Origin of the sequence: Terriglobus sp. YAF25 (assembly GCF_052113305.1) — a bacterium.
Classification (GTDB): Bacteria; Acidobacteriota; Terriglobia; order Terriglobales; family Acidobacteriaceae; genus Terriglobus.
Map to the genome: position 1 here is coordinate 1 of NZ_JBFRCY010000817.1, position 1,911 is coordinate 1,911.

Genomic DNA, 1,911 nt, shown 5'->3' on the forward strand with positions numbered 1-1,911 from the left:
CTGCTGAACAACATCGAGTCCAACCTGCTCTCGCTCGAGACCATCCGCATGTGGGAGAAGAACCCGGACAACTACTCCTCCGGCATCACCCACAGCATCTTCGTCCTGATGAGTCGCGACTTCGCTCCCGTGGACACACGTCTTCGCGCCGCCGTAGAGCGCGAGAAGCTGATGCCCCAGGTCTTTCTGGAAGCACGCAAGAACCTGAAGAATCCTCCGAAGATCTACACCGAGATCGCCATCGAGCAGATCCCCGGCATCGTCTCGTTCTTCGAAAACGACGTCCCCTTGGCCTTCAGCAAAGCTACCAACGCGGAGACCAAGGCCGACTTCGCCAAATCCAACAAGGCTGTTATCGACGCCCTGAAGAGCTACGGCGACTGGCTGAAGAGCGACCTGCTGCCCCGCTCCAACGGCGACTTCCGCTTTGGTGAAGCGACCTTCCGCAAGAAGCTGGCTCTGGATGAAATGGTCGACCTGCCGCTGGACAAGCTGGTCGAGATCGACATGGCCAATATGCGCGCCAATCAGGCTGAGTTCGCACGCATCGCCAAAGAGCTCGATCCCGCCAAAACACCCGAGCAAGTACTTGCCGAACTGGGTAACATTCACCCGGCTCCGGACAAGCTGCTGAACGCCTTTCAGGACACCTTCAACTCGCTGATCAGCTTCACCCGCGCGAAGAAGATCATCACCATTCCCAGCGATGTTCAGCCCACCCTGGAAGAGACTCCGCCTTTCATGCGCGCCACCACCTTCGCCAGCATGGACTCGCCCGGCGCCTACGAGAAGAACTCGACCAAGGCTTACTTCAACGTCACCCTGCCTGAAAAAGACTGGACCGCCGCGCACGTTGCCGAACACATGGCCAGCTTCAACATCGGCACCATCATCTCTACCGCTGTGCATGAGGCCTATCCCGGCCACTACGTGCAGTTCCTGTGGCAGTCACAGTTCCCGTCTAAGGTCCGCAAGCTGACCATGTCTGCCAGCAACGTCGAAGGTTGGGCTCACTACACGGAGCAGATGATGCTGGACGAAGGCTACGGTCAGCCCGGTGCCGGCGCGAAGGATGACCGCGAAGCGAAGCTCATCCGGCTCGGCCAGTTGCAGGATGCCCTTCTCCGCAACGCCCGCTTTATCGTCGGCCTGAAGATGCACACCGGCCAGATGACCTTCGACCAGGGCGTGGACTTCTTCGTGAAGGAGGGCTACCAGTCACGCGCCTCCGCCATGGTGGAGACCAAGCGCGGCACCGCGGATGCGCTCTACATGTACTACACGCTGGGCAAGCTGGAGATTCTGAAGCTGCGCGACGACGTGAAGAAGAAGCAGGGAGCTGCCTTCAGCCTGGAGAAGTTCCACGACGACCTGATGCGCCAGGGGCCGGTGCCCATCAAGATCATCCGCAAGAGCATGCTCCACGACAACTCTCCAGTGCTCTAAGCTGCATCGACGCACTCGATATAACCCATGCACCGGGTGCCCCATGTCCCCTTAGGGACATGGGCCCGGCCTTCACTCTCCCGAGCACTTAAATAGATCTTTCTGAACGATCGGTTGGAGTAAAAGAAAAGACGGTCGCGCGAAGCGCGATACCCCACGCCAAACCCAGCGAACAAGTTCGCCGGGGATCCACCCTTTCGCAATAGGATCGCGAAGAATGGGGCAAGGAGACTATGCCGTTTCCATGTCGATATTGCCTATGTACCGGTTCGTAATCCTCTCAGGCTGCTCAGGAGGAGGAAAATCGTCGCTCCTCGAAGAGCTCGCGCGCAGAGGCTACAGCGTTGTCGAAGAGCCCGGCCGCCGGATTGTCCGGGAAGAGACAGAACAAGGAGGGTTGACGTTGCCATGGATGGACGTGGCAGCGTTCCTCCGCCGCGCAATCGCCATCTCTCTCGCTGATTG

Annotated in this window: 2 protein-coding genes; both read left to right on the forward strand. The window is 59.0% G+C overall.

Features of this window, described 5'->3' with window-relative positions:
• Positions 1 to 1,446 (forward strand): DUF885 domain-containing protein (locus tag AB4043_RS24090; protein ID WP_442308330.1); only part of this gene is annotated, 1,446 nt, incomplete at its 5' end.
• A gap of 244 nt (positions 1,447 to 1,690) precedes the next feature.
• A partial coding sequence (locus tag AB4043_RS24095; RefSeq protein WP_442308331.1) for an AAA family ATPase occupies positions 1,691 to 1,911 on the forward strand: 221 nt, incomplete at its 3' end.